Source organism: Paenibacillus sp. V4I9 (assembly GCF_030817295.1).
Classification (GTDB): domain Bacteria; phylum Bacillota; class Bacilli; order Paenibacillales; family NBRC-103111; genus Paenibacillus_E.
The window spans coordinates 1,243,392-1,261,480 of record NZ_JAUSZE010000001.1; the positions used below are offsets into that span (position 1 = coordinate 1,243,392).

General features: G+C 46.3%; 12 protein-coding genes. 4 read left to right on the plus strand and 8 right to left on the minus strand.

From position 1 onward, the window contains the following. The first annotated feature begins 327 nt into the window (after positions 1 to 327). From QFZ81_RS06085 to QFZ81_RS06100, 4 genes are all read left to right on the plus strand, one after another. Positions 328 to 1,569, plus strand: a complete 1,242-nt coding sequence (locus QFZ81_RS06085) for a nitrate/nitrite transporter (RefSeq protein ID WP_307446841.1) — start codon at positions 328 to 330, stop codon at positions 1,567 to 1,569. A gap of 265 nt (positions 1,570 to 1,834) precedes the next feature. Continuing rightward, positions 1,835 to 4,252, plus strand: coding sequence for a nitrite reductase large subunit NirB (gene nirB / locus QFZ81_RS06090; protein WP_307446838.1), 2,418 nt, complete (start codon positions 1,835 to 1,837; stop codon positions 4,250 to 4,252). 32 nt (positions 4,253 to 4,284) lie between these two features. Then, a complete protein-coding gene (gene nirD, locus QFZ81_RS06095) occupies positions 4,285 to 4,635 on the plus strand; it encodes a nitrite reductase small subunit NirD (RefSeq protein ID WP_307446835.1) in 351 nt (116 codons plus the stop codon). A gap of 77 nt (positions 4,636 to 4,712) precedes the next feature. Further along, the gene (locus tag QFZ81_RS06100; RefSeq protein ID WP_307446832.1) at positions 4,713 to 6,821 is read left to right on the plus strand and encodes a molybdopterin oxidoreductase family protein; all 2,109 of its coding nucleotides are present in this window, start codon (positions 4,713 to 4,715) and stop codon (positions 6,819 to 6,821) included. Positions 6,822 to 6,899: 78 nt separating this feature from the next. Here QFZ81_RS06100 and QFZ81_RS06105 read toward each other — a convergent pair whose 3' ends face one another. From QFZ81_RS06105 to QFZ81_RS06140, 8 genes are all read right to left on the minus strand, one after another. Further along, positions 6,900 to 7,601, minus strand: a complete 702-nt coding sequence (locus tag QFZ81_RS06105) for a DUF1961 family protein (protein WP_307601935.1) — start codon at positions 7,599 to 7,601, stop codon at positions 6,900 to 6,902. 33 nt (positions 7,602 to 7,634) lie between these two features. Continuing rightward, complete coding sequence (locus QFZ81_RS06110; protein WP_307601937.1) at positions 7,635 to 9,221, minus strand: sulfatase family protein; 1,587 nt, start codon at positions 9,219 to 9,221, stop codon at positions 7,635 to 7,637. After that, positions 9,218 to 10,417 (minus strand): oligogalacturonate lyase family protein, encoded by a 1,200-nt coding sequence (locus QFZ81_RS06115; RefSeq protein ID WP_307601938.1) that lies wholly within the window; start codon positions 10,415 to 10,417, stop codon positions 9,218 to 9,220. Before QFZ81_RS06115 ends, QFZ81_RS06110 begins: the two co-directional genes overlap by 4 nt. Positions 10,418 to 10,531: 114 nt before the next feature. Next, entirely contained in the window at positions 10,532 to 12,088 is a 1,557-nt protein-coding gene (locus tag QFZ81_RS06120) for an extracellular solute-binding protein (RefSeq protein ID WP_307446821.1), read from the minus strand. Between the two features lie 131 nt (positions 12,089 to 12,219). Beyond that, entirely contained in the window at positions 12,220 to 13,101 is an 882-nt protein-coding gene (locus tag QFZ81_RS06125; RefSeq protein ID WP_307446818.1) for a carbohydrate ABC transporter permease, read from the minus strand. Between the two features lie 19 nt (positions 13,102 to 13,120). Then, the gene (locus tag QFZ81_RS06130) at positions 13,121 to 14,086 is read right to left on the minus strand and encodes an ABC transporter permease (protein WP_307446815.1); all 966 of its coding nucleotides are present in this window, start codon (positions 14,084 to 14,086) and stop codon (positions 13,121 to 13,123) included. A gap of 215 nt (positions 14,087 to 14,301) precedes the next feature. Further along, entirely contained in the window at positions 14,302 to 15,348 is a 1,047-nt protein-coding gene (locus QFZ81_RS06135; protein ID WP_307606836.1) for a glycoside hydrolase family 88/105 protein, read from the minus strand. 60 nt (positions 15,349 to 15,408) lie between these two features. Continuing rightward, positions 15,409 to 18,054, minus strand: a complete 2,646-nt coding sequence (locus tag QFZ81_RS06140) for an exo-rhamnogalacturonan lyase family protein (RefSeq protein WP_307601940.1) — start codon at positions 18,052 to 18,054, stop codon at positions 15,409 to 15,411. Positions 18,055 to 18,089 lie beyond the last annotated feature (35 nt).

Here is an 18,089-nt window from a genome sequence, read left to right on the forward strand (position 1 = left end):
ATCTCACATGAAATTTTTTTGTGTTATGTTTATTGACATCTATCAATTGTGGTACTATAATCAAGTTAGAAATCGGCACAATGATGTGCCACTAACGAAGGCAATGGCGCCTATCCCCTTACAAATACGTAATCGGATAGGCTATTTATGTTCTATTTACTGAAAATCATCTAACATGCTGTTCACGATGATGTGACAGCAGTGGCAAAGAGGCCGATAAGCATCCCACACATGTTGGGGTATGTTTATCGGCCTTTTCTGTCAAAGAGCAACACATCTGGGTAGGAAAAAAGAAGGCGAAAAGCCTCACAAAAGGAGAGGGAAATCATGGTTGATCGGAAAAGTTTCATGCAAGTGGGGCACAAAGGGTCATTGTTCAGTTCATTCTTGTATTTCGACATGAGCTTCATGGTTTGGGTACTTCTTGGGCCGCTGGCGGTTATTCTCGCGAATGATTTTCATCTGGATGCTGCTGAAAAGGCGAATCTCGTTGCTTTACCTACCTTAGGGGGAGCGGTGCTTCGACTGGTGTTGGGTGTTTTGACAGATAAGATAGGTCCTAAGCTTACAGGACAAATCGGACTAACGTTAACTTTAGTACCATTATTCTGGGGATGGCAGTTTGCAGACACAATGGGTGATATGTACTTCGTTGCTCTGATGCTTGGTATTGCAGGGGCAAGTTTTGCGGCAGCATTACCACTTGCCAGCAGTTGGTACCCGCCACAGTATCAAGGTTTAGCGATGGGGATTGCAGGGGCAGGTAACAGCGGAACGATCTTTGCTACCTTATTTGCAAACCGAATAGCGCAGCATTATGGAGATTGGCATGTTGTTTTCGGCATTGCGATGATTCCGATTGCATTAACATTAATCGTCTTTAGTGTACTGGCAAAGGATAGCCCGAATAAACCAGCACCGAAAACGATTAAGGAGTACGGCAAGGTATTGAAACAGAAAGATTCCTGGTTGTTCTGTATTTTGTACAGTGTAACCTTTGGTGGTTTCGTTGGAATGGCATCGTACTTGACCATCTTCTTTAATACACAATACGGCTTAGCTCCAGTTAAAGCCGCGGACTTTACAACAATATGCGTGATTGGCGGAAGCTTCTTCCGTCCGGTAGGCGGATGGCTTGCAGACAAAGTAGGCGGCATTCGGATGTTAATGGGTTTATACGGCGTGGTGGCTTTGATGATGGCTGGTATTTCCACACTTCCATCACTTTCTTTGACAACAGTCATGCTATTCATTGCTATGATGGCTTTCGGTATGGGGAACGGATCCGTTTTCCAACTCGTTCCGCAGCGTTTCAAGACGGAACTTGGTGTTATAACTGGAATCGTAGGAGCCGCAGGTGGTTTGGGCGGTTACTTCTTACCCAAAATTCTCGGTAATTTGAAACTATCGACAGGCTCATTCACACCAGGGTTCCTAATTCTAAGTGCTATTGCGATTACATGTCTCTTGTTGATCGCCATAGTACAAGGTCAATGGAAGCGCACTTGGATCGGCGAAGGCGGCAAAGTGAAGGTAGCTCCAGCTTCAATGGATAGTATCCATGCTTAAGTAAAAGTTCAAGCCGCTGGTCTTATGGCCAGCGGCATATAATTAAATGCTTTTGCGCATGCAGCTTGATTGTCAGGCTGCATGCGCAAAGACGTTTACGACTTACCGTCTTTGGTAGTTCAGATTGGACTACTCAAGCTCCATATCCCAATTTTGTCATTTGGGGGCGCATGTTTTAATCGTAGCTCCCGAATGGCCCTTTTTAATCGGATGTGGATAAGAAAAATGGGATATAGAGATAGATATATTAGAGAGGAAGATGGCAATGACTCAAAAAGAAAAATTGGTATTAGTAGGAAATGGAATGGCGGGTGTTAACGCTGTTGAACATTTGCTTAAACTTACACCTGACAAATATGAGGTTACAATTTTTGGAAGTGAACCGCATCCGAACTATAACAGAATCTTGTTGTCCTATGTACTTGCCGGAGATTCCAAAGTAGAGGATATCGTCATTCATCCTTATGAGTGGTATGCGAATAACCACATTACCTTGCACACAAACCAAACGGTTACTGACATCGATACGGTCGCCCAAACGGTAACGAGCGATAAAGGGCTAACGGTTTCCTACGATAAATTAATTTTGGCTACAGGGTCCAATCCTTTCATGATTCCTTTGCCTGGAGCTGATAAAGAAGGGGTTATGGCGTACCGGACCATTCGTGATTGTGAAATTATGATCGAGTCCGCTAAGAAGTATAAAAAAGCGATCGTGATCGGTGGCGGTTTGCTTGGATTAGAGGCAGCTAGGGGCTTCCTCAACTTAGGGATGAAAGTCGATGTTGTTCATATCTTAGATACAATTATGGAGCGTCAACTCGATCGTACGGCTTCCAAAATGCTGCAAGCGGCACTTGAAGAACAAGGCATCAACTTCCTGCTCGAGAAGCAATCCGCTGAGATCGTGGGCGACAAGCGGGTAACCGGCTTGAAATTCAAAGATGGTACCGTTGCAGAGGCAGATCTTATCGTTATGGCTGTAGGTATTCGTCCCAATGTAGAGCTTGCGAAGAAGTCCGGAGTTGAGTGTAATCCCGGTATCATCGTGAATGATTATTTGCAAACGAGTGTTCCAAATGTCTATGCAGTAGGGGAATGCGCCATGCATCGAGGGATTGCTTACGGATTGGTAGCGCCGCTCTACGAGCAAGGGGCTGTACTTGCTAAACATTTGGCAGGCGTGGAAACGAGTCCTTATGAAGGATCTATCCTTTATACGAAGCTTAAAGTATCTGGTGTTGATGTATTCTCAGGCGGACAGTTCGGCGATGAGGAAGGATCGAAAGCCATCCGTATTCATGATGAGTTCACTGGTGTTTATAAGAAAGTTGTGATTAAAGACAATAAAATCATCGGTGCGGTTCTCTTCGGAGATACGGCGGATGGTACGAGACTTATGCAAATGATTCGGGAAGAAACTGATGTTAGCGGCTTGGAAAAAACAGCCATTTTGACGGATTCATCAGGAGGCGGAGCGGCATCTGGTGTTGCCGACATGAAAGACGATGCCATCATATGCGGTTGTAACGGCGTTACAAAAGGAACGATTTGTTCAGCGATCAAGGATCAAGGATTAACGACCGTTGATGAAGTGAAAAATTGTACGACAGCTTCTCGTTCTTGCGGTGGTTGTAAACCACTCGTTAGTGATTTGTTGGCATTTACACTAGGAGCTTCTTATGATAAAAACGCTGCGAAAGAGACGATTTGTGCTTGTACAGACCATACGCGGGATGAAGTCGTTGCAGCGATTCGTGAAAAAGGGTTATCCCATGTGCGTGAAGTGATGAACGTGCTTGGTTGGAAAAATGAAGAAGGCTGCTCGAAATGCCGCCCTGCGCTCAATTATTACTTAGGCATGGTAAGCCCTGAGACTTATAAGGACGATAGTACCTCACGCTTTGTTAATGAGCGTATGCACGCCAACATTCAGAAGGATGGTACGTATTCGGTTGTTCCACGGATTTATGGCGGTGTAACGAATCCTACTGAATTGAAACGCATTGCAGAAGTAGCTGAGAAATTTAATGTCCCTACTGTGAAGTTTACAGGCGGACAACGTCTAGATTTACTAGGTGTGAAGAAAGAAGATCTTACCGCGATGTGGGAAGCCCTGGATATGCCTTCAGGTTATGCTTACGGAAAAGCCTTACGTACGGTAAAAACATGTGTGGGAGAAACCTTCTGCCGATTCGGTACGGGGGATGCGATGGGCGTAGGTATCGAGCTGGAGAAACGTTTTGAACGCTTGAACACGCCTGCCAAGGTGAAGCTGGCCGTATCCGGATGTCCGCGAAATTGTGCCGAGTCAGGGATTAAAGACTTAGGAGTGGTTTCAGTGGATGGCGGTTGGGAGCTTTACGCCGGAGGAAACGGCGGTGTCAAGGTACGTGTTGGTGATCTCTTGACCACTGTCAAAACGGAACAAGAAATTATCGAATATACGGAAGCTTATCTGCAATACTATCGTGAATCCGGTAAATATGGTGAGCGCACAAGTGAGTGGGTACACCGACTTGGTATCGAGCATATTCGCGAAGTCGTAGAAAATGAAGAAGAGCGCAAACAATTGTGTGCTCGGATGGATCAAGCACTTTCAGTGACGAAAGACCCTTGGAAACAAGCGATTGATAGCAAAAAAATTCAGCGTGATCTGTATGAAGTCGTAGAGCTTAATTAGACAAAGAAGATAAGCCCGGGAGGAGCAAACCAATGAAAACACAAGAAGAGCAAATGGTATGGGTGCAGGCCGTATCTTATGAGGATTTAGCTGTAAACACAGGGAAAACGATTCGTTATCAAGGGGAAGAGGTTGCACTGTTCAAGCTGAAAAGCGGCAAGCTTCATGCGATTCAGAACCGCTGTCCGCATAAAGAGGGCGTTCTGGCAGAAGGAATTGTTTGTGATGACCACGTCTTCTGTCCGATGCATGATCGCAAGATTCATCTTCCTTCCGGTTTGGTTCAAGCACCGGATACAGGATGTGTACAAACGTATTCAACGAAAATACATGAAGGAACGGTGTTTATTGGGTTTCCAATAAACAAAGAATTAGCCTGCTAACGCTTCTGTTGGCCACAAAGGCATGATAAGATACATTGAAATTTTAGAGAGAGCTTTATCATCGGGGGTGGAGTGCGTTGAAATCTGCACTACTGACATTACCTAATGAACAACCCTCCTCCCATTGTTGCTTCTGCAGCATGCAATGCGGATTGGAGATTATGCCGAGTGAGAAGACGTCAGGTCTCACGATTAAACCAAGTCCAAACTTTCCTGTGGCGACTAGCCGTCTCTGTCAGAAAGGATTGAATGCACTGGATCATGTGCTTCATCCCGATCGGATTCTTGAGCCATTGGTTAGGGCGAGTGGGGAGCCAAGGCGGTGGCAAAACGTGACTTGGGACCATGCGTTTGCAGATATTGCTGAGCGGATCCAAAGACTGCAAGCGACGTATGGACCCGATGCCATTGGCGTGTATGGTGGGGGCTCACTTACCAATGAAGTTAGTTACTTACTTGGCAAGTTTACCCGAGTAGCACTCAAGTCTAAATACATTGATTATAATGGTAGATACTGTATGTCCTCAGCGGCCGCAGCCAGTAATCAGGCTTTCGGGATCGATCGCGGGATGACAATGCCCCTAACCGAAATTCCAAATGCGAAATATATCATTCTCGCAGGAACGAATATTGCGGAATGCCAGCCGACGATGATGCCTTATTTACTTGAAGCGAAGAAAAAAGGCGCAGTGATCGTTACGATTGATCCGCGTAATACCATGACTTCGAAGGTAGCGGATATCCATGTTCGTCTACAACCGGGATTTGACTCTGTATTTATAAACGGACTCCTACATGTCATGGTGGAAGAGAAACTCGTCCATAACCGATTCATTGAAGATCGTACGGTTGGGTTTGAGCAATTGAAGGAGGCTGTTAAGTCTTTCACCCCAGCGAGAGTGGAGGAGCTAACCGGCGTTCTAGAAGCCGTAATTCGTACGATTGCTCGTGGATTCGCGAAGGCGGAGACGGGGATTGTGCTTACAGCACGCGGCTTGGAACAGCAAGTGAACGGTGTAGAGAACACGCTGAATTACATTAATTTAGCCTTGATCACTGGCAAAATAGGGCGCAAAGGCTGCGGTTATGGCGCCGTAACTGGCCAAGCAAACGGGCAAGGCGGACGCGAGCATGGGCAAAAGGCGGACCAACTGCCGGGCTATCGCTTGATCGAAGACCCAGCTGCGCGTGAGCATGTTGCCAAGGTATGGGGAATCGATCCGAGTGAACTGCCGGGTAAAGGGGTTTCTGCCTATGAGCTGCTGCAAAAGATAGATGAAGGTGAAATCAAAGCCTTGATCGTCCTCGGATCGAATCCGCTCGTATCCAGCCCTAATAACCGAATGGTGGAGCGGGCACTGCAGAAGCTGGAGTTGCTTGTTGTCGTTGACATGTTCGAAACCGAAACGGCTCGTTATGCCCATTATTTGTTGCCAGGGTCATCCTTTGCGGAAGCAGAAGGAACGATGACCAATCTGGAAGGACGCGTGTTTCACCGCCAGAAAGCGATGGAGCTTCCGGGAAACAGCAGACTTGATTTCCACATTATTTGTCAGCTAGCGGAAGCATTGGGTAGGGGCGCCTATTTTCAATATGCGGGTATTGAAGATGTGTTTCGCGAGTTAGCAGCTGCTACGGCTGGAGGGAAAGCGGATTACAGCGGTATTACGTATGGGCGGCTTCAGGAGGAGAAAGGCATATTCTGGCCGTGTCCTGCTCCTGATCATCCGGGTACACCGCTATTATTTGAGAATCATTTTAATCATTCCGATGGCAAAGCCAGATTATTCGGTATTAAGCCCAAAATGCCGGCAGAACCAATCGATTCGGATTATCCCTTCGTGCTGACAACGGGGAGGCTGGCGAATCATTATTTAAGCGGCGCACAAACACGCCGAACGGAAGCGTTGAATAAGAAGGCTCCCGTTCCCGTTGCCGAGATTCATCCATGGCTCGCTAAGAGAATTGGACTGAGTATGGATAACAAGGTCCGCATTACAAGCCGCCGTGGATCCTTGGTTTTCGATGTCAAAGTGACGGAAGGCATTCAGCCTCGCACGGTTTTTGTGCCCTTTCATTGGGGCGATGAGCATTCGATTAATCAATTAACGAATGATGCGCTGGATCCCACGAGTCGGATGCCGGAGTTTAAAATTTGCGCAGTAAAAGTAGAACGTGTCGAGTAGACCGCACTCAGCTTAGTTGGCTTGGCCAAAGACTAAGCTGGTGCGGTCTTTTTTTGTGGGTAATAGAGAGGGATGAGTTTACAAAGCATGCTTTTTTGAAATCGAATATACAGTAAGATTGGCGTATTCGGCGATAAGAGGGGCCATCTGGCGAAAGCCCATTTTTCCGCCAGTTAGGGGCTCTCCAAATGTTTTTCCGTCATCGGTCCAATGCAAGACAGTTAGATCGTTGATGGCGAATAAAATTTCACTTCCCCATTTAAACAATTTCATCCGGTATGGACCTTTGGCATCAGTAACGGACGGGATCGGATCTCCGCCCTGCGAAACCAGGTGAAAGCCATAGCTTTTACGCAGATTGCACGTATGAAAACTCCGCTCCTCTTCTTCTTTGCGTCTGAAGTAGGATACATGGAAAGCATCGATATCTCCATGGTGATATTGGTCGTAAGCACCTGATCTTACGGAAAGCCGGCTGTCAAACAAATCTTCACCGCGGCTCCCTTTTGCGGCAAAAAACAAGATGCAAAGCCCCGGCTCATGAATCGGCCAAAAATCCCAAGTGATCGCGATGTTGTCTGGAAATTCAACCGGACACCAATAAACGAAATTCGATTTTTGCCCAAGCTTTGGGTCAAGCTTATTTTCCATCCGCATTCGATTCAGTGGAAAACTGGCAACAGCCTGCCCTTCCATTTTGAAATCAAGCACATCGCTTTCGACGGCTAAAGGATTTTGATATAAAAGCTCATCTAGCATGAATATTTTATTCCAATCCATGTTGTACGTCACCCTCACTCATCAATTGGTGGATTACTTATCTTTTGATCCAAACAAGGTTATAAGGCTGCTCCAATCTCCACCCAACGCCTTCCAAAACCAGGAGCGCTGCTGTTCAGGAAGCATCGAAGGCGGAACTCTGGAATCCCAAGGCATTCGCGAGAACGGCCTAGGGTTAGTTTTGGCTTCCTGAGGCTGAAAAGGAATTACTTTCAACTTGCAGCCTGTTTCATCGAGGGCAATTTTAGGATTTCCATAGTTTTTGACCCAACCAACGGCTGCCGTCTGATGCTCTTTTTTAACATGCTGAAAATCTGGATCATCTGCCAAGTCAACAAGCTCGTGTGGATCGCTCAGGAGATTATACAGCTCTTCGTAACCGCCATTCTGATAAAAGAGGTATTTCCACTCTTTGCTGCGGACATGGAGCATATAGTTGGGGGCCACATAGAATTCAGAACAGACTACATCTCGGCGTACCAAGGATGGTTCCGTGAGCAGTTCCAATAGATCCAAACCGGGCCTTCCGTCGTAATTGAAATTTTCACTGGACCGATTAACGAGAGTAGGGAAAATATCAAGCAGGGTAGTCAATTCATCACAGCGGGTACCCGGATGAATAACGCCGGGCCACCATGCTAACATCGGGATGTGCAAACTGCCCTCGTGCCCTAAGTTTTTAAACCATAATCGGTGGTCGCCAAGCAGTTCTCCGTGATCCGATGTGAAAATAACGAGTGTATTGTCCGCAAGTCCCTCTTCCTCCAGCGTTTGCATAATCCGACCTATTTGTTCATCGATAAACGTAATATTGGCATAATAATAAGCCCTGTTTGTGAGATTAGCGTGTTCCGAGTACAGATCGGCTTCCATTGCTTGACGATGTGATTTCAAATAAGGATTTTTCGACGTTCCATCCTTATCGGACACCCAAGGCCTCGGCATTTCTTCCGGCGTATATAAATCCGTCAAGTGTGAAGGACAATCGAAAGGAGCATGAGGCTTGACGAACGACGTCCATAAGAAAAAAGGTTTGTTAGAGGGTCTTTCCGTTTTAAGCCACTCAACCGTTCGGTCCCCGCACCATTGTGTGATATGAAGCTCTTTGGGCAGTCCGTTCACAAGCGGCTTTAGTTCGTTATAACCGATCTCCGGAGGTTTCTCCCACCCCCAGGCATCATGGGCCATCAGGTATCGGTCATAATCATCAAAACGGATATCCTGTATCCGTTCAGCCGTACGTACGCCCCTCATTTCTTCCGATAAAATGAGATGATCCATGCCATACGTTTGCTCATCCGGTGTAAAATGCATCTTTCCGATCGCCTGATTGTGATATCCTGCTTTGGACAAATAAGCCGCAATTGATTCATCGGCGGCAATAGCAGGGGCTGATTCGTTGTTGAACACATTCGTCTTTCCCGCGGCAAACCCCGTCATCGTGCAGGCTCTGGCAGGAGCACAGAGAGGGTAAGGGGTAATCGCATTTTCGAATACGGCCCCTTCCTGCGCCAATCGATCCAAATGCGGCGTTTGAATCGTTTTATTTCCGTAAACCCCCAACGTATCCCATCGCTGCTGGTCCGTAAAGATGAGAAGTAGATTCGGTTGTGTCTTCATGTAACTGGCATCTCCGGCAAGGACTCGAATTCCGGCATGTCGACCATGTACAAGTTACCATATCCCGACATATCACTCGTAAATAGCACATGCTTACCGTCCGGGCTTAGCCTCGGATGAACGTGCAGAATTTGCGAATGGAAACTTCCTCGATGCTTACATAGTATACGTGGACCTTTAAACCCGGATCCATCATTCCGCCATACCTGCAGCGTATCTTGAAATTGCTGCCCATGATAAGCACTCGTTTGCTGGCCGTCACCGATGACAAGCGATAGATCATTGGAATGAACATGCATATTTTGAAAAGGAAACTCGTATTGTTCCACATGACTATTATCAAAAAGGACGGCTCCGATAATTTTCCCAGTATGATCTTCAAGAGAGTTGGTAAAACCGTGGTAACCGATATGAATACCGTCTGACAGCCAATATTCGTGACCGACATATTCATTGGGCTTCTTATCCTTAACCTTCCAAGAATGTCCGGTGGCGATATCCAGCACCCAAATCCGATGATCAATCTGTTCCCAAGGCCCTTCATGGCAAAATGTTAACAGATGAGCTTGCGTTGGTGACGTATTGACGTGGCCGATCCACAGCTGGTCTTCATGAAGCTTTTTCACTTTTCCGTTTGACGGGGAAACCGCCATAATCATACTGTGCGGCTTCGCTCGGAAATACTCCTCAAAACCCAAGTAACCATTCTTAGTGTCCATCGCGATGCTTTGAGTTAAATCCTTGTTCAGGCCGAAGCATAACCATTGCCCGTCCGCGGAGCAGCTCAAGCTGCCGAATTTATATGATTCTGGAATCGTATAGAGAATCCGTTCTTCCATCGTTCCCAGGTCGATTGCCATAATCGAATTGTCATAGTAGAAATAGGCCTCATGTCCGTCAGGGTGAAGAAAGGTCCCTTGAATCCGAGATTCACGGCCGCGTTCCAAATCCGTTAATTGGGTAATGATTCCATCGTGAAGATCCATGCTGTACAGATTGGTAACATTCTCGCGATCCGATCCGAAGATTAATTTCCCATTCCCATAGAAGCCGTTATTCGTAAAATAAATATGGTGACTGTGCGAGCAGTGATTCGTTAACTGAGTTACGGTTACGCCTGTTATCAAATCTGAATAACTGCGCCGTTCCGAAGGCCAAACCTTTCCTTTACTGCCTCTTGATCTTGCCATTGTCATCGCAATCGCTCCTTTCGTTATACCGTTATAAATTCCAACCGTAACTTTTTAGAGATAAAGTCCAGTCCTACTGAGCGACTGGACCTTATCTTCAAAAGTTCTATTCTTCTTAACTTACTTAGCCTTGCTTGCAGCGTAGGCTTCACTTATTTCTTTTGTATAGTCATCGCCACCGCTCTTTTTCCACAAATCCATGTCGGCTTTAAAGCCGGCTTCATCAATTTTGCCGACAATAAATTTAATTCGTGCGTCTTCCACCATCTGATCCAACTGCGCGCCTTTTTGCGTATAGGTCGCAGTTGTAAATGGTTCTCCAGGATTTGTAACAATGATTTTCTCATTTGCCTTTTGAACTTCGATAGACTTCGTGCGAAGCGGTGTAGATGGTTTGAACATGTCATTTATAATGTACGGAATCGAAGATAAGATCTGGTTCATATTCTTGTTATTAATGTCAGGAGCCATGGGGTCAGTTGGAACGATAAGAATAACCTGTTTACCGTCTTCCACTTTATAATGAACACCTTCAATACCAAAGTTGAGTAACGCTTGCATATCTTTATCGTTGGTCTTATCTAAGAAAGTAAGCACTTTCTTCAGGTCGGCTTCTGTTTTAACGCTAGATTTAGAGATGAGGAACATGCCGTTGTGTCCAGCTGTCGGTTGATTATGAAGGCCGGTAGGGCCGCTTACAGCTCCTATTAAATCTATACTGCCCTTCGGATTGACTTGTTTCATTTTCTCTTCAATTTGATAGGAGCGTTCCGTAACGTCGACCGCTACACCCGCCTGTCCGTTAATAATCGGATCATTCCATTTCGCTGAATCATATACCGCAAAATCTTGATTGATTAACTTCTCGTCATACAGTTTTTTGAAAAATTTGAGTGCCTCCATGTATTCCGTAGTCAAATGGGCGGGTATCAACTTGCCGTCTTTCTCAGTCCACTTATTCGGAGCCCCGAACCAAGTTTGCATAATATCAAAGGGTCCCGCGTATTTCGTTACGACCATGCCGTAAGTGTCGTCTTTGCCATTCTTATCTGGATCGTTTTTGGCGAATGCCTTTAACATATTGTAAAATTCATCAATCGTCTTCGGTTCCTTCATGCCTAAATTATCAAGCCAGTCCTTACGGTAGCTTATCCCCATCCGTCCGATCGGGCGGGATACATAGAGGCCGTAGAATTTACCATTCACCGACGTATTGTTAAGAACAGTTGGGTTCGCTTGTTTAAGATTCGGATAATCTTTGAGATACGGGCCTATTTCCCAGAATGCGCCTCCTTTGATGGCGTTGGCAACAGCGGGCAATTTCGCATTATTAACAAATAGAAGAGAGGGAATAGAGCCGGAAGCAAGCGTTATGTTCAGTTTATCGTTATAGCTTGCATCAGGAACAAATTGGAAGTCCAACTTCGTGTTCGTATATTCTTCTACTTTTTTCCATACTTTACTTTCCGGGGTAGCCGTATCATTGTAGTAGCTCTTCAACATGATACTGATAGGTAATGGCTTCTCTTTTGCAGCCGTCGTCGCTCCTGCGCTCGCCTTAGGTGTGTCTGTCGCTTTAGAACCGTCAGTTCCCGAACTGCACCCCGCTATAACTGTAACAGCTACTATGATGCTAGTAGTGGCAAGCAATGGTTTTTTCTTTTTTTCCCAATTCATATTCTTTTTCCTCCCTTTGTCTTATCAAAAATGTACTTGTTTATGATGAAGCATGCACCTGTCGTCCCCTTACCGGTCTTGAACCGATGCTGCGACAATCCGAAAATATTCCTCTGACACTTTGAAATCGATCACCCTTTTACCGCACCAATTAAAACCCCTTTGGCAAAATACTTTTGAATAAACGGGTAAACCATCAAAATCGGTAATGTACCTACCACGATAATCGCCATTTTAATCGATTGATCAGGTGGTTTTACATAAGTGGGGTCATAAGTTCCCATTTCAAGCGCACCCGTTGCCAGAAGTACAATTTGCCGCAAAAGAACCTGCATCGGCCACTTTTTGGCGTCAGATAAATAGATCAAAGCATTAAAAAAATCGTTCCAATGGGCAACGGCGTAGAAAAGAGCAAATGTTGCGATAACCGGTTTAGAGAGTGGAAGAACAATTCGCCACAGTATGCCAATATCGTTACTCCCATCAATTCGGGCCGATTCAATCAGTTCGTTAGGAATTTCTTGAAAAAATGATTTCACGACAATCAAGTTAAAGGAGTTGATAGCGACTGGCAGCATGACCGCCCAGTAGGAGTTCAATAGTCCTAAGCCTTTAACAACCAGGTAAGTAGGAATAATCCCGCCGCTAAATACCATCGTGAAGATAATAATGTTCAAGACGACATTTCGACCAATCATATGCCGCCGCGATAAAGCATAGGCCATCGTAAAGGTAAAGAATAGATTTACAAGAGTACCCCCAACGGTTATAAATACGGATACTAACAAACTTCGCGGTAACGTATTATCTTTAAAAACAAATTTATAGGCATCAAATGTGATGTCTTTGGGAATAAGGAAAAAGGATCTGCTTCCTATCTCCAGATCGCTTGCGAACGATCCCGCCACGATATACATAACCGGAAGGATCATGGTAAGTGCAACGGCAGCAAGAAACAGATAATTGGCGATATCAAACAATTTTTCGCCTACAGATGAATGACGCGTGTTCATCGTGCTCTCCTCCTTTCAATCAGAATATGCCGGAATGCCCAGCCCTTTTTGCTATATAATTGGTTGTAAAAACGAGAATGACACCGATGATGGCTTTAAACAGCCCAACTGCCGCACTGTAGCTGAAAGCGCCCTGAATGATCCCCGCTGTGTAAACATAAGTGTCAAACACCTCAGCAACCGGCCTATTTAGCGGGTTAATCATTAATAAAACTTGTTCAAATCCACGGTCCATAAAGTGACCCATTCGCAAAATCAGCACGACAATGATCGTTCCCTGAATAGCTGGCAGCGTAATGTGCCAAAGCTGGCGAAACCGGTTTGCTCCATCGACGATGGCCGCTTCATACTGCTCTTGATCCACCCCCGCAAGCGCTGCAAGGAAGATGATCGTTCCCCAACCCATCTCTTTCCAAATACTCTGAGTGATAATCATGGGACGAAACCAGTTTTCATTTGTCAGAAAGTCGATTTTATACCCGAATAACTTAAGCATCATTTCATTGATGACTCCACCTTCTGTCGTCAAAAGAAGATAGGAAATACTTGCAACAATAACCATCGAAATAAAATGCGGGATATAAATCAGTGATTGGATAAAGCGTTTGTAAAAAGATTTGCGGACTTCGTTTAACAATATGGCCAGTATAATTGGGGCCGGGAAGAAAAACACCATATCGTACAAACCAAGCAAAAGCGTATTGCGTATCAATCTGAAAAATACGGGATCTTGAAAAAATTGCTTAAAATTATCTAGTCCGACCCACTCGCTTTTAAAAAAACCGACGTAAGGCTGATAGTTTTTGAAGGCAAGGAGGACCCCCCACATCGGAACATATTTAAAAATAATAAAGTAGGCCAATCCTGGCAGAAGCAGCAGCAATAAATATTTATCTCTTAGAACTTTGCCTATTAGCGTATTGCGCTTGGAAGTTCTTACGGCGACAGGTGCTATGTGCTGTTCAGTACCTGATGTTTTGATCATGTTTTCACTCCTTAGCAATTGAATTGAAATTTTAGCTTATGGCTTTGTAAGTTAAACACTATAAGATTCAAATATTTCTGACAATAACACTATTTTGAAACCGCTTTCTTAAAAAAGTATGAACTTAGAAAAAAAGTGCTATCACCGTAGGTAAATAGAAAACCGGATGCCACGGCAGCCGGTTCTATTGCAGTATGAATTGTTTGAACATTCCTTTACGGGGTTTGTGAAATGTCTTTCAACCATTTGTACTTTAGAAGCGAAGAGAGGAATACTAATGCCAGCCCCTGTCCCCAGCCTTGAATCCGTTCATTGGCGACCCCTTTGTAGCCATTAGCGTCTTTCATTACAGCCGTTCCAGCCGAAACGTCCCGAACTGTACCGTTATTCGAAATTTTCGATAATACGGCAGGCACGGCCTTCTGAATATACTTATTGTACATAGGGGCGCCGATGGCTTCGTTATATCGAATCAATCCGGCGGCAAGACCCGCAGAGCCCGATGTTTCCTCATAAGAGGTCGGATCGTTTAACACGGTGTGCCAGAGCCCATGATCAGATTGGAGTCGGACGATGCTGCTAAGTTGATCACGCAGCGAATCGTACATTTTCATATATGACGGATGTGTGACTTCTACGATATGTAACGCTTCCGACATCGTATAAGCTGCCCATGAATTGCCACGCGCCCAATAGACAGCGGACATGTTGTTCTGGGCGATATGATCCCAACCGTGAACATATAGATTTGTTTCACGATCCTGCAAGAAGCGCTCATGTGCATGGTACTGCAGTAAGCCATCCTCCAGCCAATCGTTTCTTTCAAGTAAAGTGCCAATACGGATCAGAAAATATCCGGCCATAAACATCGTATCGACCCAAGCCTGCTGTGGGAAATCATAATTTTGCGATACGGTGTGCTGAAACACGCCATCCGCGAATCGTATCGCATCCGTTCTCAAGAACTCCGCCATTTGGACCGCTATATCCAGATAACGTTCCGATTTGGTTTGATCGTACAGTGTAAGTAATGTATGACCAATGGATACAGCGTTGACGGTTAGCCTAGGAATACCGTCCTCCAACTGCTCATCGATCCACGCTTGCAATTGATCCAAATACTTTGATTCGCCAGTAGCCAGATAAGCTTGGCCTACGCCGTAGAAAGCGACTCCGGCAGGCCAATCCCATGTCATATCCATCTGAAACGTTCTGGTTACTAGCTGGTCGATGGCTTGTTTAATATCCGTTTCATTGATCATTACGTATTTCAAAACAGTTCCTCCTCGAACATTGAAATTTGAAATCTTAGACTGCATCGATTATTTTTTCTGATTCGCGGCATAGGAAGCGCTCAGATATTCAGCATTCAGCTCCGTCGGCAGCTCGTTCCCAATTAGCTCCAGGCACATGATCGCATTCAAGGACCATTGCGACGTTACATTTGTTGTGATGCTCGGCAGCTCTTGAATAGGTCGGACATATGCGTGCTCTGGCACTCGATAGGTTCGCGTCGCGTCCTCGCTGCCCCCCGGCAGACGATTCTCCAGCATGATCCGCCATGTTATCGCAGCCAGAGCAGCATTACTGCGTCGGTTGGCTGCGTAAGCCGCCATCGATGCCGCAAACATCGGCCAGCTGAATTTATTATGATCGATGACCCCATTCGTTCGGGTTAACTTTTCCTCAGGTTCTAGGTAATAAAATTCCCCAAACTCTACGAGCATGTCATCCCATTCAGGATCGGAAAGCAGTTGTGAAAGCTCTATCCACACTTGCGGCGCGCCGAAGGAAATGACCATATGATATCCGTAGTTACCGTCGCCGATATGGGTAAGAATCCCAGTGTTCGGATCGTATCCGAATGTCGTGCCTGATAAGAGCCGGAACGGTGCAGCCTTCAAATTCTTAATCCCTTGCAGGATCTTATCTCGGTATTTCGAATTCTCAAAGCGTTCCCATTGCGACATCCAATTCGAGCTGAAGGCTGCCCAGTCCGGACCGCTCCTCACGTGGGTAGGATGCTCGTCCTTAGGGAAATAGGCTCTCATCGGATCGATTCCGACAGTGGCGAAATCAGCATCGGCCACTTCCGCCAAAATATCTCCAATACGTTCATCTGCAGTCAAGAAGTAATAGTAACGGTGCAAACCCGCCATTGCGATGCGAGCTTCCTTGCATCCGCAACCCCAGTGCACAACATTATGCCTAGACCCGAGCCCGGCATATTCTCCGGAATGATAGACATCCACTTCACTCGTATGACGCGTCATGGCCTCCGCCATACGGAACAAATCTGCACGCCCCGACCGCAAGAACGAGAGCCAAAGCCAGATGTTCGGCACAAGCTCGGTGTTCTGCCAGGCAAACCCGCCTACGTCGTACCTCCATTCATGACGTACGGCATCGTACGTATGCATGAAATCTCCATAATCCCAGAAACCGTACCACCGCCGCTCCTCAACCTCTTGCTTGTAGAAGCTCAAACAGGCGTCGAGTTGATCTTCGATCCAAACTTTAGCAGGCGTGCTGCGGTCAGGCAAGCTCCAGATACCGAATACGTTCGTATCATGATAACGTGCAGGCTCACATAAGAGCTGCGGCGGGGTTTGAACATGGCTAACCATGTTTGCAAGGTCGGCAGCAGGGGGTGTCCCATCGCAGCACCACAGCATAAGCTCGTTCGTATTTCCGATTCCGTATGGTGTACTGCGCAGCTCTTCCGATCCCTCATAGGCGGATTCCACGTATGTTGTCGTATCGTAATGACGCATATCCATAGCTGCCGCGTCCGGCGACCAGAACCAGAGTGTGAGCTTGGCTTCATTTTTCGTCATACCGGTTACTTCCAAAGACGATGGATGCTTCTGCCAAAAATTGCGCAGCCCTGCTGCAAGCCCGCCGTGAGTGTCTCCGGCATATACGAGCCCTTTCGCACGGTTACCGCTGACGGCCTTTACGGGGCTGCATTCCTCATATGTTTGCTTGACGACAGAATAGGAGTCGGCGGAAAGCTGCGTCAACTTAAAGCTGTCCCAGGCAGCGGAATCATCAAGCAGCGCTTTGAATTTCGCATCTTTCTCATGATCAAATGTAATCGCTTCTCCAGCTTGCTGACGCCAGAACATGTCCATGTAGATGCCCTTCGTCCGCCATGTCGACAAATGCCGGGGCGATTCACTGAAAAAGCCAGTATCGCCCGCAAAACGAACGTACCTGTTATAAAGGGGGGCTTTCAGCGGCAAAGCAAAAGAGATGCCAAGCCCTTTCACGAAGTCCTCCTGTGGATCTCCATTGAACAATGAGGTGTGGACAATCCGAATCGATGCTTGGCTTGCATAGAAATACAGACGCAGCCGGAAGGGGAGCCAAGAACGATCGGCCTCCTTGGAGATATGCTCGCCCTCCACCATGAGTACGACCCGTGAGGGGCCATCCTGTTCGATCGTTACGGATGTAACCTCGCCACAAAACGATTCTTCCTGGTAAAGACGCCCTCTCGATGTCGTTCGTCGTTCTTCGCGAATACAGACGAGTGAACCATCCGAGCTGATCAGCTTCTCCCCGTGATATAGAGCGCGGATGAATGACTTTCCTTGTTTTCCGACGATACACCGGATGACTCCGGTATCGACGGTCACTTCATCAGCCGATTGAGTAACCTTCATAGGGGATTTCGCGTGGATCGCTAGAGACTGTTCATCGGCGGCTTGTAGTATATAGCCTTCACTTTCAGGCTTATCGAACGATGTGGCGTGCGCTGTCCATTTCACGCTGCCGTCAGGCCAATAAGCGGTTGGCCAGCTTTGAAGCGCGAGCGGGTTTCCTGACGGATCAATAAGGGTGAAAGTGCCAGCTTGCGACCGATTCAATTCACCTATGTACCAAGGTACTCCCCATGTAACACCGCAAGAGTTTGGAAGTTCTTCCTCCAACCAATGCACGCGGAGTTGCTTTTTCTCTCCCATGTTTTCTTTACCCCTCTCCGAATTGTTTAGGTCTT